Origin of the sequence: Enterococcus hulanensis (assembly GCF_005405485.1) — a bacterium.
GTDB classification, from domain to species: Bacteria; Bacillota; Bacilli; order Lactobacillales; family Enterococcaceae; genus Enterococcus_A; species Enterococcus_A hulanensis.
Map to the genome: position 1 here is coordinate 161,197 of NZ_BJED01000001.1, position 21,939 is coordinate 183,135.

Sequence of the window (21,939 nt, forward strand, 5' to 3'; positions counted from 1 at the left end):
AATATATTTAAGGAGGTTGCTAAATTGATAAAAACATTAATGGGGTCAATCAGGGAATACAAACGTGATTCATTTTTATCCCCTTTTTTCGTAATGTTGGAAGTAGTGATGGAGGTGCTGATTCCGTTACTGATGGCTAAAATCATTGACGAGGGGGTTGTAAAACAAAATATGAATTACATCATGCGGATGGGTGTGATTCTGATTGTTTTAACGCTTTGTGCTTTAGCATTTGGGATTATCTCCAGTCGTTTTTCCGCATCTGCATCTGCTGGCTTTGCCAAAAATATCAGAAAGGATATGTTTTCGAATATCCAAAAATTTTCGTTTTCCAATATCGATAAATTTTCGGCCGCGAGTTTGGTGACAAGAGTATCGACCGATGTAGTAAATGTTCAAATTGCGTATGAAAGTATTATTAGAGTTGCCATCCGTTGTCCGCTCTTGCTTATTTTTTCTTTGGTCATGGCGATGTCTGTCAATTTTCAGCTGTCATTGATTTTTATGGCCGCGATCCCAATTCTGGGAATTGGTTTATTTTTGATTATTAGTCGTTCGCAGCCGATTTTTCAGCGCGTATATAAGGTCTATGACAGACTGAATAATGTCGTCAGAGAAAACATTCGCGGAATCAGAGTAGTTAAAAGCTTCGTCAGGTCCGAAGAAGAGAATAGAAAGTTTCAAGAAGTCTCACAGGAAATCTACAATGATTACACCAAAGCGGAGAAAATCATGGCTATTAATGGTCCCTTGATGCAATTTACAGTTTATACATGTACGCTGCTGATTTCTTGGTTCAGTGCCAATTTGATCGTAAGCAATGTTATGACGACAGGCGAGCTGACTAGTATGATTACCTATTTGATGCAGATTCTTACTAGTCTGATGATTTTGGCTCAAATTTTTACGATGCTGACGATCGCGCAAGCATCAGGAGATCGAATTGTTGAAGTGCTTGGAGAAAAAAGCAACCTGAACAGTGGGACTCTTTCGATTGAAACCGTTCCAGATGGTTCTATCGAATTCGAGAATGTTAGTTTTAGTTATCAGGAGGATTCAGATAAGCTGTCTTTGAGAAATATCAATCTGATGATTCATAATGGTGAAACAATCGGAATCATTGGAGGGACGGGAAGCTCCAAAAGCACCTTGGTCCAACTAATCCCACGGCTTTATGATGTTACTTCCGGCGTGTTGAGAGTCGGAGGGATCGATGTTCGAGAGTATGATCTATCTTTACTGCGTAATAATGTCGCGATGGTCCTGCAGAAGAATGAACTGTTTTCGGGCACAATCAAAGAGAATTTGAGATGGGGCGATGAAAACGCGAGTGATTCCGAACTAGAAAGAGTGTGTAAATTGGCACAGGCCCATGATTTTATTAGCGCACTGCCGGATGGCTATGAGACAGTCATTGAACAAGGGGGAAGCAATGTTTCCGGCGGCCAAAAGCAACGTTTATGTATCGCCAGAGCCTTACTGAAAAAACCGAAAATCCTGATTCTCGATGATTCTACAAGTGCAGTTGATACCAAAACAGATGCGATGCTGCGGCAGGCATTTAAAGAGGAGATTCCGGATACAACCAAATTGATTATTGCCCAACGCATTTCATCTGTTCAAGATGCAGACCGAATTATTGTTTTGGATGCTGGCGCCATCAACAGCTTCGGTACACATGAAGAGTTGTTGGAAGAAAGCCGAATTTATCGCGAGATAGTCCAATCTCAAACGAAAGGAGCGAAAGTCGATGAAGCAGAATAGACCAGCAAGCTTAAAGGGCACACCGACATCTAAACGATTATTAAAATATGTAACGACTGACTTCAAATTACCAACGCTACTCGTTGTACTATGTATTATTATCAGTGCGGCGGCCGGAGTCGCGGGTTCGATGTTCCTTCAGATCTTGATCGATGATTACATTACTCCGCTGATTGGAAGTCAGGGGCAAGGCTTCAATGAGTTATTCAAGGCTTTGATAATCATGGGCGGGATTTATTATATCGGTGTCGTTTCAACCTATATTTATGGACGAACGATGGCAATTATTGGGCAGGGAGTCCAAAAAGAAATTAGAAATAGTATGTTCCGAAAAATGCAGGACCTGCCAATCAAATATTTTGATCAAAATTCGTTTGGCGACATTATGAGCCGCTATACAAATGACGTTGACACACTGCGTCAAATGCTTAGTCAAAGTCTTCCGCAGCTCATTAATTGTGTGGTAAGCTGTACGTTCATTTTCTTTGCGATGCTGTATACAAGTCCGCTTTTAACGTTGGTGGTTGCTTGTATCCTTGCTATCCAATTGATAATCACTAAGAAAATCAGCAGTCACAGCAGTTCGTGGTACGAAAAGCTGCAAAATTCCATTGGTGTCATAAATGGCTATACTGAAGAAATGTTAGCCGGACAAAAGGTGGTTAAAGTCTTTTGTCACGAAGAGCAAGCCATGTCAGGCTTCAATGAGTTGAATGAAGAACTTTACTTCAATGCTACTTGGTCTGCCAGATATTCCAATATTTTGATGCCAATCATGAATAATTTTGCCAACATCCAATATGTCGTTCTTGCTTTAGTCGGCGGTGCGTTAACAGTCAGTGCTATCTCTCCTATTAGTCTAGGGGCTTTGGTCGCTTTTCTGCAATTGTCTAAATCCTTTAGTATGCCGATCGGCCAAGTTTCGCAGCAATTAAGTTCGATTGTGATGGCGATGGCCGGTGCTCAACGCATTTTCGCCTTGATGGACGAAGAGCCTGAGGTGGATAACGGATATGTAACGCTCGTAAATGTCAGATACGAAGATGATGGGAAGGTTGTTGAAGTTAAAGAGCAGAATGAGCAATGGGCTTGGAAGCATCCGCATAGTGATGGGAGTGTCAGCTATACCCCCTTACAAGGAGATATTCGTTTTTATGATGTTGACTTTTCTTATGATGGAAAGAAAGTAATTCTAAAGGACATTAATCTATTCGCCAAGCCGGGACAGAAATTAGCTTTTGTGGGAGCGACCGGTGCTGGAAAAACGACGATCACGAATTTAATCAATCGCTTTTATGACATTGATGATGGAAAAATCAGGTACGATGGCATCAACATTCATAAAATAAAGAAAGCCGATTTACGACGTTCTCTAGGAATCGTTTTGCAGGATACGAATTTATTTACAGGAACGATTCGGGAAAATATTCGCTATGGTAATTTAGCCGCGGATGATCGCGCGGTTGAAGAGGCGGCGATTTTGGCTAGTGCCCATGACTTTATTATGCAGCTTCCGAATGGATATGACACGATCATAGACGGGGAAGGCAGCGGCTTATCACAGGGACAAAAGCAATTGTTGTCAATCGCGCGAGCAGCTATTGCCAATCCGCCGGCGATGATCCTTGACGAAGCTACCAGCAGTATTGATACTCATACCGAAGTTCTGGTTCAAAAAGGCATGGATTCGCTAATGTCTAACCGTACGACTTTTGTAATCGCCCATCGCCTTTCGACTATTCAGAATGCAGATGCTATTATGGTAATGGCTGCTGGTCAAATCATTGAACGGGGAAACCACGACGAATTGATCGAAGAAAAAGGACAATACCATCAACTATATACAGGCGCTCTCGAATTAGAATAGCCTGTCAGTATGTAAAAATTCGTGGAGTATTCTTTTTACGAGTAATACTATAGCAGGAAAAAAATAATAGGAGGATATACGACATGAATGCAGAAATAAAAAACAGACCATATCGTTACGGTAGCAATTATCATGGTTAAGTTTGGTTTTGTAAAAGTAATAGCTGGGAAAAGCAGCGGAAGAATTGGCCGCTTCGTCGGTTATGACCTCGATGATTTAAAGGCGAAAATTGCCTTTGGCTTTGAAAATGATGTTTTGACGTATACTAACTGCAAGTTTTATAGTCTAAACAGCATCAGTAATGAGATCCAGAAGCAAGATCTGATCGATCGCTACTTTGATATTAGACAAGAGTTGAAGGCAATCGATGTCAGAGGGCATCCTGAAATCAAAAAATATTCCACAGAGCACACAAGTCTGATCAGTGAGCTTAATATGATTTGCGGTCTATTCAATCAAATTTTTTCAATCGCTAAATTAGATAAGCATCAGAAGGACCAGAATGTCATTATATTTTGTTCCTTCTTGGACCGGTTATGGCTCAATGAATTCATTTTAGATTTAGAGCTGAAGAACTTCAACGTCGCGATTGACGATCATAGTCTACAAGAAGAGAAACTGAATGAAAGGTTGTTCGATTCATTGGAATTGGCGGTCCACTTTATTATTCTTGAGAGCGCCGCTGAAGACGCTGATTTTTGCAGCTGGGAGCGCTCGTTCTTCAGCGAAAATATTGATTCCGCCACTCAGACGTTGTCTATCATAACTCCTGACCGAAGTAGAGAAAACATCAAAAAAGGAACGTATTATTTCGGAGAAACTTTTAGTTCGCAATATGAGAAATCGTTCTATCATTTAACTCAGAGATTAGAGTTTATGACTGATTAGTCTTCAGTATGGGGTTACTCAATTCAGAAAAGCAACACAAAAAGATTATTAGTGAAGGTAAAAGGCTGAGAGCTGATCTCAGCCTTTTTTGACTATAAAGTAAGTATAAAATTTTCAGATGAATAAATCGCTTTGTAGCGGGTATATCCATGTCTGGCTTCACGAACTAGCTTTATCGGCAATAAGCAAAAACATTTCGAAATTTGAGAAGCAATTTAGAAATATTTTGGTCTTATTGCTCAAAAGCTGAGCGAGTTCGCGAAGCCTTTCTTATACTTTTCGCAAAGTTTTCTCTTGCCTTGAAGTGAACTCCAAGGTGTATGCTTTATTCATCAGGAGGGATTTCTTATGACAGCAAGTAAAGTAATCGTTATTACAGGAGCCTCAAGCGGGATCGGTGAAGCGAGTGCAAAGTTACTGGCCGCAAAGGGCAATAAAGTTGTTTTAGGGGCACGACGTGAAGAGAAGTTGAAGCAAATCGTTGAAGAAATCAAGGCCGATAATGGTGAGGCGCTTTATCAACTGACGGATGTCACCGATAGTGAAGACGTTGAAAAACTAGTCAAACTGGCGGTTGATACTTTCGGCAGGATCGATGTATTGATCAATAGTGCAGGAATCATGCCTCATTCCCCACTCAAGGATAAACGAATCAATGATTGGGATCAGATGATCGATATTAACATTAAAGGAACCTTGTACGGGATCGGCGCGGCGCTTTCTTATATGAACGAACAAAAAGCGGGACAGATCATTAATATCTCTTCGGTTGCCGGTCATTATGCTCATGCGGGCGGTGCAGTTTACTCGGCAACTAAATGGGCGGTTCGTGCAATTAGTGAATCGCTGCGGGAGGAAGTGGCACAAGACGGATCGAATATTCGAGTGACGATCGTTTCACCGGGAGCCATTAATACAGAGCTGTTATCCTCTGTAACTGATCCAAAATTGAAGAAAAACTATCAGCAGTTTTACGACAGCTTTGGGATCTCAGTCGATCGGGTCGCAACGACCATACAACAAGCAATCGATTTACCTGCGGATGCTGCTTGGAATGAAATTATTATTCGTCCGACAAAACAAGTACAATAGAAGGGAAGAAAAAAGTATGGATTATGTAACATTGAATAACGGAATTAAAATGCCGATTTTAGGATTTGGCGTGTTTCAAATCGCTGATTTAAACGAGTGTGAAGCAATCGTTTACCAAGCGATCACTCATGGATATCGCTTGATTGATACGGCCGCTTCTTATGGTAATGAAGAAGCAGTCGGTAAAGCGATCAAACGCAGCGGTGTTCCTCGTGAGGAATTATTTATCACCACAAAACTCTGGATCACCGATGCGACGTATGAAGGAACCAAACAAGCTTTTCAACGTTCATTGGATCGGCTGGGGTTAGATTATTTGGATCTTTATTTGATTCATCAACCGTTAAACGATGTCTATGGTGCGTGGCGGGCGATGGAAGAACTTTATGAAGAAGGTAAAATCAGAGCAATCGGCTTGGCCAACTTCTATCCTGATCGTTTGATTGATCTAGCTGTCTTTAACAAAATCACCCCGGCGGTGAACCAAATCGAAGTCAATCCATTTTTCCAACGAGCAGAAGATCAAAAAGTAATGCTGGAAAAAGGTGTGCAAATGGAAGGCTGGGCCCCCTTTGCGGAAGGCAAGAAGGATTTATTCAAAAATGAACTGCTGCAAACCATTGGCGACCAATATGGGAAATCAATCGCCCAAGTTATTTTGCGCTGGCACATCCAACGCGGGATAGTAGCGATACCTAAGTCAGCGAATGTCGATCGGATGCAGCAAAACTTTGACGTGTTTGACTTCCAGCTATCGGAGGCTGACATGCAGAAAATCGCGACATTGGATCAAAACCAATCAAGCTTCTTCGACCATCGCGATGCGGCAGCAGTGGAACGCTTGGTAGGTATGGTGAGAAATACGAATTAAAGGAGTGGAGTAAATGAACATTAAAGAAGTTAGTGAAAAGTACGATCTTTCCCCGGACACGATCCGCTATTACGAACGCATTGGGGTGATCCCACCGATCACTCGTGATAAAAATGGGTATCGGGACTTTTCTGAAAAGGATTTGAACTGGGTCTACTTTGCCAAAGTTTTGCGCAATGCCGGAGTATCGGTGGAAGGCTTGATCGACTATGCCAGCCTTTCTCGTGAAGGCGGCGAAACACTAGGTGCTAGAAAAGCGATCTTGCAGGAGCATTTAGATGATGCGGAGAAAAAAATCAAAGCGTTAGAAGAAGCGCGGGATTATTTGAAATATAAATTGGATAATTTTGACACTCATATGGTGAATTACGAAAAGGAAAAATTACAGATCAATAATGAGTTGAAGGAAGAGTGATGACTTACCTGGGAAGGTGGAACACAAATGAAAAAAAGCTTCGGGATTATCGCAGCAATTTTTACCGTTACAATGTTGTCAGCTTGCAGCAATAATGCAGCAGAGGATTCAACTACAAGTGAAAGCAAGAACGAGACTTCGGTTTCGACGATTCAAGACAAAGAAAAATTCGGCAATTCGTTAGTGGTCTATTTTTCGATGCCGGAAACCAATGATCCGGAAAATATGACGGAAGAAGAAGAGAACAGTGCAGTCGTGATTGCTGGTAAGGTCTTAGGTAATACACAATATGTCGCCGAAACGATTCAGGAACAACTTGGGACAGAAATTTTTAGGATCGAACCAGAAACGGCTTATCCAACCGATCATGAAAAATTAGTTGACTTAGCCAGCCAAGAGCAAGAGGACAAGGCAAGACCAGCCATCAAAGAAAAAATTGCATCGATCGATCAGTATGATACGATTTTTCTTGGCTATCCCAATTGGTGGGGCGATATGCCGATGATTCTTTACAGCTTTTTAGCTGAAACAGATTTGGCAGGAAAAACGATCATTCCGTTCAACACCCATGGCGGCAGCGGCTTTTCCGATACGATCAATTCCATCAAGCAGGAAGAACCGGAGGCGACAGTGATTGAAGAAGGCTATTCCGTCAATCGAGATGCGGCTGCGGAAAGTAAACCAGAGGTCATTGCTTGGCTGAATGATCTGGATATCTAACTATTGAAGGGATCGTTGCGAGTTCTTTTCGCAGCGATTCCGTATTGATTAAAAAAATAAAATCTACAAGGAGTGATAAAATGAAAACGGTCTACTTGATGCGTCATGGGGAGACGCTGTTTAATCAACAGAAGAAAATTCAAGGCTGGTGTGATTCACCGTTGACAGAGTTAGGCAAAAAGCAGGCATTGATCGCCAAAAACTATTTTATTGAAAATGAGATCGAGCTTGATAGTGCCTACTCTTCAACCTCAGAAAGAGCCTGCGATACCTTGGAGTTAGTGACCGATTTGCGTTATTCAAGAGTGAAGGGCTTGAAGGAATGGAACTTCGGGGATTTAGAGGCGGAGCATGAGTATTTAAATCCTCCTTTGCCCTATGGTGATTTTTTTGTGGCCTTTGGCGGTGAGGGAGAGCAGGAATTTCGAGCACGAGTCGCAAAGACGGTTCTTGAATTAGCCCAAGCTGATGCAGGAGAAAATATTTTAATGGTTTCACATGGCGCTTCATGCAGACAATTCATGCGGGCGTGGGAGCATACGAGCAAGGTTGAATTGCAGGGGAGAATAACGAATTGTTGTATTTTGAAGTTCGCCTTCGATAAGGATCAGTTTGAACTGTTAGAAATCATTAATCATGACTTCTCTGGGATTAGGTAAAAAAACCGATTCTACTTGAAATTTAAGTAGAATCGGTTTTTTATGTTTTCGGATCATCCGACAATATGCCGTTTTCGATCCATTCGTTTTTCTTTTTAAATGCAGCGAGATTTTGTTGAAACTCCTTTGCGTATAACAAAGAAAAAAGAGTATCCAAGATATACTCAAAGGCCACTTGCGAAGAAAAGGTGCTGACCTTTAAGAAGTCCATCTCTTCTTGAGTGAATACGATCGCCTGAGCAGCAAGCGGGATCAAGTTTGATTGACTATTGCCGGTAAGCAGCACAGCAGGAATATTTTCGTTCAAAAAGTGTTTCATCATCCGCTCATATTGTGGAACTCTGGCACGATAGGTGATAAAAATCGCGCAGTCTCTACTTGTCAGGCTGGCGGCATTCCAATCTTCATCGGCATATTCGTCGGCGATGATCAAAAATTTATTGATTTTTACCAGCTTGTTTTGGAAGCTGCGGGCGCGAATCTGGGAATCCCCTTGTGCGAATAAGAAGATTCGATCTGCCTTTGCCAAAAGATCGACAGTCTCATCCAGCACTTGCTCATTTAATTGAGCGTAGGTACGTTGGACCGTATTAATCGTCAGATCGGCAATTTTTTTGGCGATGTCATTTGTTGAGTCCTGCGGCAGAAAGGGAAAATTAGCATCAACTGGATTGGAACGATAAAGTTCGCTGTGAGCGATCTCCGAAACAGCGATCCGAAAATCACGAAAGCCGTCATAGCCCATTTTTTGTGCTAAACGAATCACTGAAGAATGGGAGGTATAGGTATTATTCGCCAGTTCTGCGACATTGATCGCCGGGATCGTCGTCAAATTCTGCAAAATATAGTCTGCGATCCGTTTTTCGGTAGTGGTCAGGTCCTTTTGCAGCCGCAACTTATCAATTAAAAGCATGTTATCACCTTCTAGTTTGTTTTAATGGATTTATTTTTTAGAAATATTTCTCACACTGGTATCATACCGTAATTTCGCCGATTTCAGAAGAATTGTTCGTTAGTTGAAAGAAATTTTGGTACAAATGTTCAGGATTTGACCGGAAAGACACGAATGGCTGGATTAAACGTCCTGTTTTACTGAAAACTCTTTTCAATCAATCGGATTCTTCTATAATAAAATTATCAAAAGAAATCTGGAGGGATTTATTCATGTTAACCATCGCATATATCGGCAACGGAAAGAGTACCAACCGTTATCACTTACCCTTTTCAACAAAACTAGCGGACAAAATCAAGGTCAAAACAATCTATTCACCAAGCGGACGAATCACATGGGAGAAAAATCCCGGCACGAATTACATTTCGGAGATCAACGATATTTATGATGATCCGGAAATTCAATTAGTTGTGGTAACGACACCAAGTCCCTTGCATTTCAAATTAGGCAAGGAAGTCTTAGAGCATGGGAAAAATGTCTTGATCGAAAAGCCGTTTACCGAGACTGCTGAAGAAGCGAAGGAATTGTTCCGTTTGGCAGAAGAAAAAGGCTTGTTCATTCAATGTTATCAAAATCGTCGTTATGATTCCGACTTTTTAACGGTTCAAAAGGTCATCGAAAGCGGTGTGCTGGGAGATTTGTTGGAAGTTGAAATGCATTATGATTACTATCGCCCAGAGGTTCCAGAAAGTGTTGAGAAATTTTCGATCGGAACGAGTTACCTTTACGGCCATGCCTGTCACACCTTGGATCAGGTAATCTCTTATTTCGGCCGGCCGGATGATGTTCATTACGAAGTGCGCCAGCTTTTAGGCGATGATCGAATGAATGACTATTTTGACTTGGATTTATTCTATGGTCGCATGAAGGTGTCGGTGAAATCCAGCTATTTCCGTTTGAAGGAACGCCCAAGCTTTGTCGTTTATGGGAAGAAGGGGGTCTTTGTCAAAGAGACGAAGGACCGTCAAGAAGAGCATTTGAAGATGTTTTATATGCCGGAAAACAAGGATTTTGGGATTGATTTGCCTGAGCACTATGGTACGCTGACTTATATGGATGATGCGGGTGTGTTTCATGAAGAAAAAGTTGTTTCAGAGATCGGTGATTACAGTCGTGTGTATGAAGATATCTATGAAACGCTGATCAACGGCAAACCAAAAGCCGTGAAGGATGAAGAAACGCTGCTGCAAATCGAAATGCTGGAAAAAGGGATTCAACAAGTTTCAAAATAGTCGAAGAAAGAAGGGGTATTGATGAAATTAGCCATTTTTGGTTCGGGTAAGATTGTCCAAGAATTTTTACCAATTACGCAAGACTTGCCTGAAATTGAAGTAAAGGCCATTTTGGGAACGAAAAGAAGTCAGGAAAAAACAGAAAAAATCCAAGCGGAGTATGGGATCGATGCGTCATATACCGACATCGATGAGTGTCTGAAAAGCGATGCTTTCGATACGGTGTACGTAGCAGTGCCGAACCACCTGCATTACAGCTTCGCGAGAAAAGCTTTGGAAGCAGGCAAGCACGTTATCTGTGAAAAGCCGTTTACGCTGAAGCATGCGGAGCTTTTAGAATTAGAAAAAATTGCGTTAGAAAAAGATTTAGTCCTGGTAGAAGCTATCACTAATCAATATTTGAAAAACTATCAAGGAATCAAAGAAGCCAGTCAAAATATCGGCAAATTAAAAATCATTGAATGTAACTACTCGCAATATTCTTCTCGCTATGACGCCTTTAAAGAAGGAACGATTTTACCTGCCTTTAATCCTAAAATGGGCGGCGGGGCCTTAATGGATATCAATATCTATAATATTCATTTGGTAGTCGGTTTGTTAGGCAAACCGCAGAAAGTTCAGTATTACGCGAATATCGAGCGCGAGATCGACACATCCGGCATGCTGATACTGGATTATGGGGATGTAAAAGTTGTTTGTATTGGTGCGAAGGATTCTGAAGCGACGATTCGTTCAACGATCCAAGGGACAGAAGGGTCCGTCGTGGTGAATGGTCCAACAAATACGCTGGAGAGCTACACTACCGAATCTCTTTCTGGAGAAAAAGCAACCTTTGACCATAAGGATCATCCACATCGTATGTTTGATGAGTTCAAGCTGTTTAGTCAGGTGATTGCTGACAAGGATATGAGTTTTGTAAAACAGCAGCTGGAGCATAGTAAGATCGTGATGGAGATTGTTGAAACAGCGATTAATGATGCGGGGATTGTTTTAGGTTAAATCAAACTTTTTAAATAAGATGCTTGCCTTAAAGTGAACTTCAACGTGTATGGTAGGAGTAGTTAAGGAAGGTGTGAAATAGATGGAATATGCAAAACTTGGGAATACAGGATTAGATGTTTCCAGAATTTGTTTAGGTTCGATGAGTTTTGGCGATCCTAAAAACTGGATTCACAAATGGGTTTTAGAAGAAGCTGACAGCAGACCATTGATCAAGAGAGCTTTGGAGCTGGGCATCAATTTTTTTGATACGGCCAATGTTTATTCTTTAGGCCGCAGTGAAGAGATCCTTGGCAAAGCGCTGAAGGATTATGCCAGTAGAGATGAGATCGTCCTAGCGACGAAGGTCCATCAGAAAATGTTCGATGGGCCCAACGGTCAAGGCTTATCGAGAAAAGCCATTATGTCGCAAATTGATCAAAGCCTGCAACGTTTGCAGACGGATTATGTGGATCTATATATTATTCATCGATGGGATTATACGACGCCGATCGAAGAAACGATGGAGGCGCTGCATGATGTCGTGAAGGCTGGTAAGGCTCGGTACATCGGGGCCTCTGCCATGTATGCTTATCAATTTCAGCAGGCCAACAATATTGCTGAAAAAAACGGCTGGACCAAATTTGTCTCAATGCAAAATCATTTAAATCTGATCTATCGCGAGGAAGAACGTGAGATGATCCCGTATTGCCGTTCAGAAAAAATTGCCTTAACGCCATACAGTCCTATGGCATCCGGTAGATTAATCCGCGATCGCTCAGAAGCGACCAAGCGCAGTACTACTGACACGGCACAAAAATCAAAATACGATGAAACCGCCGATATGGATCAACTCATTATCGATCGTGTAGCTGAATTAGCCGATAAATATGAAACGAATCGTGTGAATATCGCATTAGGCTGGTTGCTGCAAAAAGATCCAGTGGTCGCACCAGTCATAGGCGCGACAAAAATGAGCCACATCGAAACAGCAGTTGGTGCGGTGGATTTCAAATTATCAGCAGAAGATGCAGCGTATTTGGAAGAGCCATATATTCCTCATAAAGTGGTAGGTCATGACTAAATTAAAAGGGAAACTGTGTCAATTTAATTGGCACGGTTTTTTGTCGTGGAAAAGGGATCTTAAAGGAATAGGAGCTGTGATTTGGTAGGGAAGTACAGAATTATTTTGTGTCTAGGATTAACTTGAAGTACACTTTAAGTTAATAAATAGTAAAAAGGAGTGAGCTTAGTGAACATTTCTGAAGTAGCAGCGAAATTTGAAATGACACCAGCGACGATTCGCTATTATGAAAAGCAAGGATTGATCCCGCCAATTACCAGAAATGCCTCTGGAGTAAGAGATTTCCAAGAAGAGGATCTGAATTGGGTTGAGTTTATTAAATGTATGCGAGATTCGGGATTATCGATTGATTCATTAGCTCAATATTCCAAGCTGTATCAGCAGGGAGACTCAACGTTAATCGAACGTAAAAAGATTTTGATAGACGAATATCAGAAACTGCTGGAAAAGCAGCGGCTGATCAATGGAACTGTCGCTCGTTTAGAGACGAAATTGGATAATTACGATCATATGATCCAAGAATGCCAGCAGCAAATTTTTTCTAGTACGTATAATTAATTTCAAAGAAGAGTTAGCGATTTTTATCTAAAAAGTGCGCGGGAAAGTGCTCTTCTCCTTTTTCGCAAAAAGTAAATTGAAAATCCCCGTCAAGAATAGTACCCTAGATAGAAATACTTGTTTTTTTGGAAATGTGAGGGAAATTGATGGGGAAGATAATATTTTTAGATATTGATGGTACTTTGTGTAATGATGTTGGAGTTGTTCCAGCGAGTGCTAAACAAGCGATTATTCAGGCTTATGAAAATGGGCATCGCTTTTATTTATGTACGGGCCGATCTAAGGCAGAGATTTCTGAGGAAGTGCTGGACTTGCCGATTAGCGGGATCATTGGCGCGGGAGGCGGTTATTGTGAGGTCGACGGTGAAGTGATTCTGCATCAGGTTTTTGATTCAAATGAATTGAAAAAGCTAATCGGTTTCTTAGAGGAGCATCGTGTGGAGTATTACCTTGAATCGAATCAGGGACTATTCGCAAGTGCTAATCTGAAAAGCCGACTTATCCAGCTTACATTAGGTGACACTAAAGAGGATTCTGCAGAAGGGCAAGAAAAAATCGCGGCCATTAACTGGTTTTTAGATTTGCTGATTGATGATCCTAGTTTGATTGATTACGAAGATGTCAATAAAGTTTCTTTTGTCAATCACTCGATTCCTTATGAGGTGATTGAGGCAGAGTATGATGGTGATTTTTATATGCTGAGAAGCACGGTTCCAGCCTTTGGACCAGACAGCGGCGAGATCGGGATTAAGGGGATCAATAAAAAAACTGCGATTGAAACGTTGTTAAAACATATCCAGCGGGATAAGGAAGATTGTCTGGCCTTTGGCGATGGCAATAATGACCTCGTGATGTTTGAAGCAGTGGGAACTGGGATCGCGATGGGAAATGCCAAGGACGAATTAAAGGCCGCCGCCGATGAGATTACGTTGACTCATGATGAGGGCGGTATCGCTCATACATTAGCTAAATTAGATTATGTTAAAATTTAGGCGAGTACACCTTAAAGTATGCAGTTGATTGAGCTGCATACTTTTTTATCTGTTGGAATAAACTACTTTAGAGCTAGGCGGATTTTTAAATATTTTGGTGCTGTGAGCGAATCTGCTATAGTTAAAAGAAAAGAGCAAAGAGGAAAATTATGGAGATCAGACTTTTACGTTACTTTTGGGCAGTCGCACAAGAAGGAAATATCTCGCGGGCCTCACGCATTTTAAATATCACCCAGCCGACATTGAGCCGCCAGATCAAGGAGCTTGAAGAACGGATCGGCGCGCCGCTTTTTCATCGCGAAAAGAATCGCCTGAGTCTAACCAAGGACGGCTATTTTTTGAAAGAGCGGGCGGAAGAAATTCTAGCTTTGGATGAAAAATTAGAACAGGCTTTTTCTGCCCAGCGGAACGAGCAACTGAGCGGGACGATCTCGATTGGCTGTGTTGAGGCGGATAATTCCGATACGGTTGCGATGCTGCTGGAGGAACTGATCAGCGATTACCCTCAAATTCAGTTTAATTTAGTGACTGGCACTAGCGATGACATCTCGGATCGTCTTGAAAAAGGGATTTTGGATCTAGCGATATTATTGGAGCCAGTGATTTTGAATGAAGTAGAGACATTGATTTTACCGCGAGAGGAACGCTGGGGCTTTTTGGTTTCGAAGGAGATGTTTATTGCCGAGAAGGAATTTTTGAAACCTCAGGATATCAAGGGCTTGCCGATTCTTTGTTCCAGCCGAAGTGAGGTGCAGAATTTATTGTCTGACTGGTCGGGAGAATCTTTGGATCAACTGAACATTGTTGGAAACTTCAATTTGATCTTCAACGTGCTTCCGCTGGTCAATCATAAAGTCGGTGCAGCGCTGTCGGTCGAAGGCGCGATTTTAGATCGGAGATTGGAGGAAGCCGTGTTTATTCCTTTGCAACCATCGGTCAAAACACATTGCGTTTTAGTCTGGAAAAAAAGAGTCCAAACACCGGCTGTCCAAGAATTAATTAATCGATTTAATCATGCCTTCAAGCTATAGTACTATGACTATATAGGCATTAGACATAGATGGAAATGAGTCGTATTCTGAAGTTGTTCAGAGTATGACTCATTTTTTAATCTATAAATATTTCACAAGCAAAAACATTGAATCAACAGCGTTAACGGTGTCCGGCTTCACGAACTAACTTTATCGGCAATAAGCGAAAATTTTGTTAAGTCTGAGAAACGCCAAGTAGGTATCAATCAACATCAGCTCCTAAAGATCGCTGTGTTTCTTGACAACTTATCAAAATTTTAGACTTATTGTTGTGAGACACAGCGATCGGTTTTTGGAGCTGATGTGGAACAGTACCTACTTGGTGCTCAAAAGCTGAGCGAGTTCGCGAAGCCTTTCTAATTAAGGAGGCTATTTATGAAGAAGAGAATGATTGGTCAGAATAAGCTGGAAATGTCGGAGTTAGGATACGGCTGTATGGGCTTGAATCATCATCGCGGCCCAGCAAAAGATCCAAAGGAAATGATGCGCGTCGTTCAAGCGGCCTATCAACAGGGGATCACAATGTTCGACACCGCGGAAGTCTACGGTCCGTATACAAATGAAGAACTTGTGGGTGGGGCCATCAAGGAGTTTCGCCAAGAAATTGTTTTAGCGACAAAGGGTGGATTCAAGATCGACGGACAAACGAATTATCCAGATAGCAGTGCTGCGACATTGAGAGCCTCACTTGAAGGCTCCTTGAAACGTCTGCAAACAGATTACATTGACTTATATTACATTCATCGAGTAGATCCCAATACACCTATCGAAGAAGTAGCTGAAACGATTCAGCAATTTAAACAGGAAGGAAAAATTTTGAATTGGGGATTATCCGAAGCCAGTGGTGAAACGATCAGACGAGCACATAAAATCGAACCGTTGACTGCGATTCAAAGTGAATATTCGATTTGGTGGCGTGATTTAGAGAAGGATATTTTTCCTGTTTTAGAAGAACTAGGAATTGGTTTAGTAGCCTACAGTCCATTAGGAAGGGGCTTTTTAACAGGGAAAGTGACGAAGGATTCCATCGCCAACGAAAATGATAACCGTGCGGACCTGCCGCGCTTCACAACAGAGGCGATGGCAGCCAATCAAGTAGTTTTGGATTTACTGCAAGAAATCGGTAATCAGAAGAATGCGACTTCCGCACAAATCGCTATCGCTTGGATATTAGCTCAAAAAGAATGGATCGTGCCAATTCCGGGCACAACGAATCTGAAACGCTTGAGCGAGAATAATCAAGCCGTCGATATTACGTTTACTAATGAAGAATTAAGTCGGATCAACACGGCAGTTGATCAAATGACGATTGTCGGCGATCGCTATCCTCAATCAGAAAAAGAGCGGACAAGAAGATAAAGCAATCAAAATTAGGAGGGGAGTTTATGCAAGCAGGAATCATTTTTTTCTCGCGGGCGGGAGAAAACTATATCAATGGAAAGAAACAACTGGTTTCAACCGGAAATACAGAAATATTAGCACAAAAAATCAGTGAACAAGCGCAGCTTCCGGTCTATTCGTTGCGACCGCTTGAGCCTTATTCGATGAATTATGATGAGGCGGTTCAAAAAGCAGAAAAGGAAAAGCAGACTTTAGCAAAAGTAGGCTATGAAGAGTTAGCAGCAGACATCGAACAGATGGAGACGATTTTTCTCGGCTTTCCCAACTGGTGGGGGACGTATCCCAGAATAGTCGCGACTTTTTTAGAACAGCAGGATTGGAAAAATAAAACACTCTATCCATTTTGTACCCATGAAGGCAGTGCCTTTGGTTCAAGTATCCAAGACCTGCATAATTATTGCCCGGGTGCTGAAATTAAAAAAGGTTTGGCGGTTCGTGGTTCAAAGGTCGATCGAGCAGATACAGCGGTGAAAAACTGGCTGCTTTCTTATCAAAATAATCATTAACGATTTGGAGGAAGATCTAATGGCAAAGCACGAAGAAGTAAAAAATGGTGTGATTTTTCCGATTGGCGAAAAAAATGACGCCTTCGCTCAATATTTTATTGGACAAAGCTATCTGCAGGGGCTGATTTCTGATCCGGAGATCAATGTGGGTGTAGCGAATGTAACTTTTGAACCGGGCTGCCGCAACAACTGGCACATTCATCATGAGGGCTTTCAATTATTGTTAGTGACTGGCGGCGAAGGCTGGTATCAAGAAGAGGGCAAACCCGCCCAGTTTTTGAAGGCAGGCGACGTGATTGTGACTCATGATGGTGTCAAGCATTGGCATGGTGCCGCGCAGGATAGCTGGTTTGAGCACATCGCCATCACAGCCGGTACACCTGAATGGTTGGAGCCAGTAAATGACGAGTGGTATGAAAAATTAGAAAAATAAGGGGAAATTACGATGAAAAAACAAACAGCTGGCAGAGAACAATTAGGAGATTTCGCACCGCAGTTTGCGGCTTTAAATGATGATGTTCTATTTGGCGAAGTCTGGGCAAAAGAGGAGGAACTCTCTGCACATGACCGCAGTATGATTACCTGTTCTGCACTTTTGGCGATGGGGGCGCCTCAGCTTGAGGCTCATTTGAAGATCGCTAAGGAAAACGGCGTGACGAAAGAAGAAATCAGCGCATTGATTACTCATTTAGCATTTTATGCTGGTTGGCCGAAAGCATGGAGTGCCTTTACAATGGCAAAAGAAATTTTCGAATAGCAAGTCGCATTCCATAATAGTTAATTTAAGAATAGAGGAATAAAATGATGGATTTACAGGAAAGCTATACATTAAATAATGGAGTTGAAATCCCTAAACTAGGATTCGGAACGTGGATGATTGACAATCAAGCAGTCGTTCAGGCCGTGAAAACTGCTTTAGCGATTGGTTATCGTCATATCGATACTGCTCAAGCCTATGAAAATGAAGCGGGCGTTGGTGCGGCTATTCGAGAATCTGCTGTTGATCGAAAAGATATTTTTGTGACCAGTAAAGTTGCTGCGGAATGGAAAAGCTATCAGGAAGCAGCTAAATCAATTGATGATTCCTTGAACAGATTGGGCTTGGATACGATTGATCTAATGATTATCCATGCACCTCAACCGTGGGCCAAGTTTAGAGAAGCAAATTATGATGCTGAAAACATTCAGGTTTGGCGCGCTTTAGAGGATGCCTATAACGCAGGAAAGGTTCGGGCGATTGGTCTTTCAAACTTTAATCAACAAGATGTGGAGAACATTTTACAGCATGCTGCTATAAAGCCCGCAGTAAATCAGATTTTAGCACATATTTCGAACACCCCTATCGAATTAATCGACTACTGCAAACAAAATGGCATTTTAGTCGAAGCATACTCACCAGTAGGGCATGGCGAGTTATTAAAAAATGCAAAGTTAAAAGAAATGGAAGAAAAATATCAGGTTAGTGTACCTCAATTAGCAATCCGCTATTGCTTGGAGCTAGGTTTGCTGCCGTTGCCGAAATCAGCGAATAAAGACCATATCCAAAATAATGCTGACTTAAACTTTGAAATTTCTCAAGCTGATATGAATGAGCTAAAAGCAATGAAGCCCATTGATGACTATGGCGAGTCGAGTCATTTTCCAGTTTATAATAAGAGATAGAGAGACAATATATAACTATATAGGGTAATAACTATTTTTTATGAAGTGCGCAAGCATGACACAAACCAACTGGCCTTTAAGTTTATGGGCTAGTTGGTTTTTTGTGAGTCAAAAGAGTAAACCGTCTAGACAGATCAATAGTCAATGCTGTATACTAAACGTTGAGTATAAGGCGATAGGAGGAGACTATTATGACGAGGTTAATTGTTTTAGGCTTATTAAGCGAAAAGCCGATGTCTGGTTACGACATTCAGCAAAGCATCAGTGATAGGGATGCAGAACGTTGGGGCGGTGTGTTGGTTGGCTCGATTTACCATGCTCTAAAGAAATTAGAAAAAGAACAGCAGATTGAAGTGGCAGGGGTTGAACAAACCGGACATCGTCAAAAGACCGTGTATCAGATTACGGATCAAGGAAGAAACTATTTGCAGTCATTAGTGATCGATTCATTAAGAACTACCTCGGTCAGCTATCCGACTACCCTTTATAGCGGACTATCTTTGCTGGATAAAATTCCGAGAGAAGCGGCCATCAAGGCATTAAAAGCACAAAAAGATTCGATTGATCAAGAGTATGAAGCAATCATTGAAAAGAATCGAGGCAATGAAGAGTCAGAAGAAGAGATTTCCGAAATCTCTCAGCTTACGATAGACAACATGTTTGCGATCGTCGAGCAACAGCAGCATTATATTGAATGTCTATTGAAAGTATTAGCGGGTGAATAGTTATGAAGACTATTTTGCTCTTTTGTGCAGGAGTGTTTCTTTTAATCTTAGCAATTCTTCTAGGTGGAAAGTCCTTCAATAGGATGAAATACAAAATTCGAACGAAAAATGGTATTCAAAAATCTGGCTATATGCGGATTGGTGGGATTGATCAGTATTATCAAATTCGAGGGGAAAATATAGAGAATCCGATTATTTTGGCACTTCATGGCGGACCGGGAAATAATATGTCTGACTTTTCTTATTGTTGGCAGACGGATTTGGAAAAAGAGTATACGATTGTTCATTGGGATCAGCGTGGTTGCGGAAATACTTATTATCGGGATACACAAGCCGAACGGCCTTCACTGGAATTGTTACTAGCGGATCTTGATGAAGTTGTAAATTATTTGAGAGTTGACTATCACAAAGAAAAACTTATCATTATGGGGCATTCTTGGGGTACATTTTTAGGTGCAATCTATGCTGGAAAACATCCTGAAAATGTATCGGCTTATATTTCGATTAGCCAAGTGTTGGATTTTAACCAATCGGAAAGAATTTCTGCACAAGAAGCTGTTCGTTTAGCGAAAATCGCTGGAAAAGAGCAAGATATACCGAAAATAAATGATTTGCTTGAACAGATAACGACCTATCAAAAAATTGGCAAAGCAGAAGTCAAAAGCTTACTGGAATTTCGACAGCTCAAAGAAAAATATCTGCCTAAACAATATGGAAATAAGATGATTCTGTATCGTTTGTTTTCTCCATATATGAATCTCAATGAGATAAGATGGATGTTCAGTATCAATAAAATGCTAGAATCAAACAATAAAATTTATGAAATGCTGATGATTGATGGAAGGTTGTCAATGTATGACTATCCATTGCATTATGACATTCCGGTCATTATGATCATAGGAAATCAAGATTGGACTACACCTTATAGTATGGCCTTGGATTATTACCAAGCAATTTCAGCCCCGCAAAAGGAGTTCATCACCATAGAAGGATCAGGACATCTGCCATTCATTGATCATTCGAAAGAATTTTCTCAAGTGCTGGAAAAAGCGTTGAACAAAATAGACTAGATTTTTACGAAAAAAAAGCAGGAAGGATATTAGATTTTTAATATCCTTCCTGCTTTTTATTGAAGTCAGCTACTCGCTGTGCATCAATCGCCATGATCTCTTCGCCGGAAATCATATTTGGATTGAAGACAAGATCGTAAGTTGGATCTTTGGGTTTGTATTGGTTTACACCAAAGGCGACACTGTTTGCTGGAATGTCTTTAGTAATGATCGCGCCTGCGCCGATCACTGTGTTTTCGCCGATCGTAATCGGTCCGAGAACTTTTGCGCCGTCAGCGACGATCACATTTTTTGCCAGAATCGGACTTCCAACCTGCTCCCATTTCTCCTGTATTTTGTTGTAGCGCATATTTGAACCAATCGTCACATTTTGATAAATGATGACATTTGCACAAATTTTGGCAGCCACCACCGTACAGCCGCGAGCATGATGCGCAAAGCGAACGCTTCGATCCATATCAGCGCAATGGATTTCACAGCCATAGCGAAATTCCAATAATTCAGCAGCCTTGGCTTGCTCAGCCGGATCTTCGGAGAAGCAATTGAACGCCAACAGTTCGTCAAAGGAATAATCTTTCATTAATAAAACCTCCTTATAGGTCAATCTCGTTCTAATTTCATTCATTATAGCGCAGATAAAAAAAGAAGCAGTCTTTTCTGAACTTTTTAAAGCAAAAAATCATTTGAACAATTTAGTCCAAATGATCCGTATTATAAATAAGTTCGTATCGCAGCGACTTGCGTCAATGCTTCTGCGATGATTGTTTGCTTTAGTTGGCTGAGATCTGAAAAATCAGGTCCTGCCACAAGCACAGTATCCAATACTGTATATTTCGGCATTTCGGTCTTAGCAGCATTCCATTTAAGATGCTTCAATTTCTCCCAATAAGTGACTTGCAGATCGGCATTTTGGGCCATCAGCCAAAGCTCAAAGCGCATCTCTTGATGATTTAAGACGATCCCAAAACGCAAGCCGTCACTTCTGAGCTGCTCATCAAAGAAGGGGAAATAAGTATAGTCCAAGTAACCTGCGGAAAGGTTGCCGACTTTATAATCAACGGCATCGATAAAAAATTCAGTTCGAACACTTCCGATAAATTTCAAAAGACCCGCATACGCACGACAAACGGGACTATCTTGATAAACATGCTGCTGGTAAACTTTGATATCTTCGGTTAAATTTGGCTCCATAAAAAGACCTCCATATTTTTAAGTAGCGTTCTAACGGCTGTTACTTTTTGCGAAACTGTTGGATCAAAAAAACAAAGACAAAGAAGAACAGTGCCTCCCAAAGCGTTGTTGTCCAGCTGTATCTTGGACTGATCCCGAAAATGAGGTTGCCGATATTGGAGATGAGCAAATAAACCAGTGTAATTAAGAAAGAACTCAGTAATCTTCGCATCATAAAAAAACACCCTCCGTTCATACCTTAGAGTATAAACGAGGATGATCAGCGCGTCCAATCATGAATG

Annotated in this window: 25 protein-coding genes; 21 read left to right on the forward strand and 4 right to left on the reverse strand. The window is 41.4% G+C overall.

What is annotated here, in order from left to right:
* Positions 1–24: 24 nt before the first annotated feature.
* The 8 genes from FFR60_RS00715 to FFR60_RS00750 all read left to right on the forward strand — a co-directional run bounded on the left by FFR60_RS00715 (position 25) and on the right by FFR60_RS00750 (position 8,276).
* A complete protein-coding gene (locus FFR60_RS00715) occupies positions 25–1,764 on the forward strand; it encodes an ABC transporter ATP-binding protein (RefSeq protein WP_137662581.1) in 1,740 nt (579 codons plus the stop codon).
* On the forward strand, positions 1,751–3,631 hold the full coding sequence (locus FFR60_RS00720; RefSeq protein ID WP_137662582.1) for an ABC transporter ATP-binding protein: 1,881 nt from the start codon (positions 1,751–1,753) through the stop codon (positions 3,629–3,631). Before FFR60_RS00715 ends, FFR60_RS00720 begins: the two co-directional genes overlap by 14 nt.
* A 132-nt stretch (positions 3,632–3,763) precedes the next feature.
* Positions 3,764–4,519: a hypothetical protein gene (locus FFR60_RS00725; RefSeq protein ID WP_137662583.1), complete on the forward strand. Its 756-nt coding sequence runs from the start codon at positions 3,764–3,766 to the stop codon at positions 4,517–4,519.
* Positions 4,520–4,867: 348 nt separating this feature from the next.
* A complete protein-coding gene (locus FFR60_RS00730) occupies positions 4,868–5,611 on the forward strand; it encodes an SDR family oxidoreductase (protein ID WP_137662584.1) in 744 nt (247 codons plus the stop codon).
* A 16-nt stretch (positions 5,612–5,627) separates the two neighbouring features.
* Positions 5,628–6,482, forward strand: coding sequence for an aldo/keto reductase (locus tag FFR60_RS00735; protein ID WP_137662585.1), 855 nt, complete (start codon positions 5,628–5,630; stop codon positions 6,480–6,482).
* A gap of 13 nt (positions 6,483–6,495) precedes the next feature.
* Positions 6,496–6,897, forward strand: a complete 402-nt coding sequence (locus tag FFR60_RS00740; protein WP_137662586.1) for a MerR family transcriptional regulator — start codon at positions 6,496–6,498, stop codon at positions 6,895–6,897.
* Between the two features lie 27 nt (positions 6,898–6,924).
* Positions 6,925–7,617: a flavodoxin gene (locus FFR60_RS00745; protein WP_137662587.1), complete on the forward strand. Its 693-nt coding sequence runs from the start codon at positions 6,925–6,927 to the stop codon at positions 7,615–7,617.
* Between the two features lie 80 nt (positions 7,618–7,697).
* Positions 7,698–8,276, forward strand: coding sequence for a histidine phosphatase family protein (locus tag FFR60_RS00750; RefSeq protein WP_137662588.1), 579 nt, complete (start codon positions 7,698–7,700; stop codon positions 8,274–8,276).
* A gap of 40 nt (positions 8,277–8,316) precedes the next feature.
* Here the strand turns inward: FFR60_RS00750 and FFR60_RS00755 are convergent, their stop codons facing one another.
* A complete protein-coding gene (locus tag FFR60_RS00755; protein WP_137662589.1) occupies positions 8,317–9,189 on the reverse strand; it encodes a MurR/RpiR family transcriptional regulator in 873 nt (290 codons plus the stop codon).
* Positions 9,190–9,440: 251 nt separating this feature from the next.
* Between FFR60_RS00755 and FFR60_RS00760 the strand changes: the two genes are divergently transcribed.
* The 13 genes from FFR60_RS00760 (at position 9,441) to FFR60_RS00820 (ending at position 20,467) form a co-directional block, all read left to right on the forward strand.
* Entirely contained in the window at positions 9,441–10,460 is a 1,020-nt protein-coding gene (locus tag FFR60_RS00760; RefSeq protein WP_137662590.1) for a Gfo/Idh/MocA family oxidoreductase, read from the forward strand.
* Positions 10,461–10,481: 21 nt separating this feature from the next.
* Entirely contained in the window at positions 10,482–11,459 is a 978-nt protein-coding gene (locus FFR60_RS00765; protein ID WP_137662591.1) for a Gfo/Idh/MocA family protein, read from the forward strand.
* A gap of 82 nt (positions 11,460–11,541) precedes the next feature.
* The gene (locus FFR60_RS00770; protein ID WP_137662592.1) at positions 11,542–12,522 is read left to right on the forward strand and encodes an aldo/keto reductase; all 981 of its coding nucleotides are present in this window, start codon (positions 11,542–11,544) and stop codon (positions 12,520–12,522) included.
* A gap of 168 nt (positions 12,523–12,690) precedes the next feature.
* Complete coding sequence (locus tag FFR60_RS00775; RefSeq protein WP_137662593.1) at positions 12,691–13,080, forward strand: MerR family transcriptional regulator; 390 nt, start codon at positions 12,691–12,693, stop codon at positions 13,078–13,080.
* Positions 13,081–13,226: 146 nt separating this feature from the next.
* Positions 13,227–14,072 (forward strand): Cof-type HAD-IIB family hydrolase, encoded by an 846-nt coding sequence (locus tag FFR60_RS00780; protein ID WP_137662594.1) that lies wholly within the window; start codon positions 13,227–13,229, stop codon positions 14,070–14,072.
* Positions 14,073–14,221: 149 nt separating this feature from the next.
* Positions 14,222–15,103, forward strand: coding sequence for a LysR family transcriptional regulator (locus tag FFR60_RS00785; RefSeq protein WP_137662595.1), 882 nt, complete (start codon positions 14,222–14,224; stop codon positions 15,101–15,103).
* A gap of 375 nt (positions 15,104–15,478) precedes the next feature.
* Entirely contained in the window at positions 15,479–16,462 is a 984-nt protein-coding gene (locus tag FFR60_RS00790; protein WP_137662596.1) for an aldo/keto reductase, read from the forward strand.
* Positions 16,463–16,488: 26 nt separating this feature from the next.
* Positions 16,489–17,010, forward strand: coding sequence for a flavodoxin (locus FFR60_RS00795; RefSeq protein WP_137662597.1), 522 nt, complete (start codon positions 16,489–16,491; stop codon positions 17,008–17,010).
* A 19-nt stretch (positions 17,011–17,029) separates the two neighbouring features.
* A complete protein-coding gene (locus FFR60_RS00800) occupies positions 17,030–17,443 on the forward strand; it encodes a cupin domain-containing protein (RefSeq protein ID WP_137662598.1) in 414 nt (137 codons plus the stop codon).
* 12 nt (positions 17,444–17,455) lie between these two features.
* On the forward strand, positions 17,456–17,767 hold the full coding sequence (locus FFR60_RS00805; protein WP_137662599.1) for a carboxymuconolactone decarboxylase family protein: 312 nt from the start codon (positions 17,456–17,458) through the stop codon (positions 17,765–17,767).
* Positions 17,768–17,814: 47 nt separating this feature from the next.
* Positions 17,815–18,672, forward strand: a complete 858-nt coding sequence (locus FFR60_RS00810; RefSeq protein WP_137662897.1) for an aldo/keto reductase — start codon at positions 17,815–17,817, stop codon at positions 18,670–18,672.
* A 191-nt stretch (positions 18,673–18,863) separates the two neighbouring features.
* On the forward strand, positions 18,864–19,397 hold the full coding sequence (locus FFR60_RS00815; protein ID WP_137662600.1) for a PadR family transcriptional regulator: 534 nt from the start codon (positions 18,864–18,866) through the stop codon (positions 19,395–19,397).
* Positions 19,398–19,399: 2 nt separating this feature from the next.
* The gene (locus FFR60_RS00820) at positions 19,400–20,467 is read left to right on the forward strand and encodes an alpha/beta hydrolase (RefSeq protein WP_137662601.1); all 1,068 of its coding nucleotides are present in this window, start codon (positions 19,400–19,402) and stop codon (positions 20,465–20,467) included.
* 37 nt (positions 20,468–20,504) lie between these two features.
* On the opposite strand, the gene FFR60_RS00825 is transcribed toward FFR60_RS00820, so the two are convergent.
* The 3 genes from FFR60_RS00825 to FFR60_RS00835 form a co-directional block, all read right to left on the reverse strand.
* Positions 20,505–21,047: a serine acetyltransferase gene (locus tag FFR60_RS00825; RefSeq protein ID WP_088934888.1), complete on the reverse strand. Its 543-nt coding sequence runs from the start codon at positions 21,045–21,047 to the stop codon at positions 20,505–20,507.
* Positions 21,048–21,178: 131 nt separating this feature from the next.
* Positions 21,179–21,658 (reverse strand): DUF7000 family protein, encoded by a 480-nt coding sequence (locus tag FFR60_RS00830; RefSeq protein ID WP_137662602.1) that lies wholly within the window; start codon positions 21,656–21,658, stop codon positions 21,179–21,181.
* Positions 21,659–21,698: 40 nt separating this feature from the next.
* Positions 21,699–21,872 carry a hypothetical protein gene (locus FFR60_RS00835; RefSeq protein WP_171004837.1) on the reverse strand — a complete coding sequence of 58 codons (174 nt, stop codon included), beginning with the start codon at positions 21,870–21,872 and terminating at the stop codon, positions 21,699–21,701.
* Between the last annotated feature and the right edge of the window lie 67 nt (positions 21,873–21,939).

What these genes read in the sequence shown, in the direction of transcription:
- FFR60_RS00780 (WP_137662594.1), top strand. Translation starts at nt 13,227, where the DNA reads ATGGGGAAGATAATATTTTTAGATATTGATGGTACTTTGTGTAATGAT.
- FFR60_RS00810 (WP_137662897.1), top strand. Translation starts at nt 17,815, where the DNA reads ATGGATTTACAGGAAAGCTATACATTAAATAATGGAGTTGAAATCCCT.
- FFR60_RS00720 (WP_137662582.1), top strand. Translation starts at nt 1,751, where the DNA reads ATGAAGCAGAATAGACCAGCAAGCTTAAAGGGCACACCGACATCTAAA.
- FFR60_RS00805 (WP_137662599.1), top strand. Translation starts at nt 17,456, where the DNA reads ATGAAAAAACAAACAGCTGGCAGAGAACAATTAGGAGATTTCGCACCG.
- FFR60_RS00830 (WP_137662602.1), bottom strand. Translation starts at nt 21,658, where the DNA reads ATGGAGCCAAATTTAACCGAAGATATCAAAGTTTACCAGCAGCATGTT.
- FFR60_RS00765 (WP_137662591.1), top strand. Translation starts at nt 10,482, where the DNA reads ATGAAATTAGCCATTTTTGGTTCGGGTAAGATTGTCCAAGAATTTTTA.
- FFR60_RS00750 (WP_137662588.1), top strand. Translation starts at nt 7,698, where the DNA reads ATGAAAACGGTCTACTTGATGCGTCATGGGGAGACGCTGTTTAATCAA.
- FFR60_RS00760 (WP_137662590.1), top strand. Translation starts at nt 9,441, where the DNA reads ATGTTAACCATCGCATATATCGGCAACGGAAAGAGTACCAACCGTTAT.
- FFR60_RS00790 (WP_137662596.1), top strand. Translation starts at nt 15,479, where the DNA reads ATGAAGAAGAGAATGATTGGTCAGAATAAGCTGGAAATGTCGGAGTTA.
- FFR60_RS00745 (WP_137662587.1), top strand. Translation starts at nt 6,925, where the DNA reads ATGAAAAAAAGCTTCGGGATTATCGCAGCAATTTTTACCGTTACAATG.
- FFR60_RS00835 (WP_171004837.1), bottom strand. Translation starts at nt 21,872, where the DNA reads ATGATGCGAAGATTACTGAGTTCTTTCTTAATTACACTGGTTTATTTG.
- FFR60_RS00740 (WP_137662586.1), top strand. Translation starts at nt 6,496, where the DNA reads ATGAACATTAAAGAAGTTAGTGAAAAGTACGATCTTTCCCCGGACACG.
- FFR60_RS00770 (WP_137662592.1), top strand. Translation starts at nt 11,542, where the DNA reads ATGGAATATGCAAAACTTGGGAATACAGGATTAGATGTTTCCAGAATT.
- FFR60_RS00795 (WP_137662597.1), top strand. Translation starts at nt 16,489, where the DNA reads ATGCAAGCAGGAATCATTTTTTTCTCGCGGGCGGGAGAAAACTATATC.
- FFR60_RS00785 (WP_137662595.1), top strand. Translation starts at nt 14,222, where the DNA reads ATGGAGATCAGACTTTTACGTTACTTTTGGGCAGTCGCACAAGAAGGA.
- FFR60_RS00755 (WP_137662589.1), bottom strand. Translation starts at nt 9,189, where the DNA reads ATGCTTTTAATTGATAAGTTGCGGCTGCAAAAGGACCTGACCACTACC.
- FFR60_RS00735 (WP_137662585.1), top strand. Translation starts at nt 5,628, where the DNA reads ATGGATTATGTAACATTGAATAACGGAATTAAAATGCCGATTTTAGGA.
- FFR60_RS00725 (WP_137662583.1), top strand. Translation starts at nt 3,764, where the DNA reads ATGGTTAAGTTTGGTTTTGTAAAAGTAATAGCTGGGAAAAGCAGCGGA.
- FFR60_RS00800 (WP_137662598.1), top strand. Translation starts at nt 17,030, where the DNA reads ATGGCAAAGCACGAAGAAGTAAAAAATGGTGTGATTTTTCCGATTGGC.
- FFR60_RS00820 (WP_137662601.1), top strand. Translation starts at nt 19,400, where the DNA reads ATGAAGACTATTTTGCTCTTTTGTGCAGGAGTGTTTCTTTTAATCTTA.
- FFR60_RS00730 (WP_137662584.1), top strand. Translation starts at nt 4,868, where the DNA reads ATGACAGCAAGTAAAGTAATCGTTATTACAGGAGCCTCAAGCGGGATC.
- FFR60_RS00825 (WP_088934888.1), bottom strand. Translation starts at nt 21,047, where the DNA reads ATGAAAGATTATTCCTTTGACGAACTGTTGGCGTTCAATTGCTTCTCC.
- FFR60_RS00815 (WP_137662600.1), top strand. Translation starts at nt 18,864, where the DNA reads ATGACGAGGTTAATTGTTTTAGGCTTATTAAGCGAAAAGCCGATGTCT.